This window comes from Marseilla massiliensis (assembly GCF_016899855.1).
Taxonomy (GTDB): domain Bacteria; phylum Bacteroidota; class Bacteroidia; order Bacteroidales; family Bacteroidaceae; genus Prevotella.
This window is the reverse complement of record NZ_JACJJG010000242.1, coordinates 1-557: the sequence shown is the minus strand read 5'-3', so window position 1 is coordinate 557 and position 557 is coordinate 1. Positions and strand designations below refer to the sequence as shown.

Annotated in this window: 1 protein-coding gene; it reads left to right on the top strand. The window is 54.2% G+C overall.

What is annotated here, in order from left to right:
* Positions 1–557, top strand: a 557-nt coding sequence (locus H6A34_RS14585; RefSeq protein WP_420870846.1) for a carboxypeptidase-like regulatory domain-containing protein, incomplete at both ends; no start/stop codon positions are given.

Genomic DNA, 557 nt, shown 5'->3' with positions numbered 1-557 from the left:
AATTTAAAAACTTTTCGACTTGCGCTTGTGGCGCTGTTCACGCTCATCGTGGGCTCGCTGTCGGCGCAGACAATCAAAGGAAATGTGAAAGATTCCAACGGAGAGGCCGTCATCGGCGCAACAGTCCTCGAAAAAGGGACTAAAAACGCCGTAGTGACCGATATCGACGGAAACTTCTCCATTAAGTTATCGAGCGGTAACGAACTGCAGTTCTCATATATTGGTATGAAGCCGCAGACGGTAAACGTTACCGGCAAAAGCACCGTCAATATCGTAATGGAAGACGAGGCAACCAATCTTGACGACCTCGTTGTCATCGGTTACGGCTCCGTTCGCCGCAAGGACCTTACCGGTTCCGTGGCCACTGTGAGCAACGAAGCCCTCGCGGCTGTTCCGGTTGCGTCAGTAACCGAAGCCCTCACGGGTAAGATGGCCGGCGTAAACATCACCACGACCGAGGGCTCGCCCGACGCCGACGTGAAAATACGTGTACGTGGAGGAGGCTCGCTGTCACAGGACAACTCGCCGCTGTACGTTGTCGACGGATTCCCCGTTGA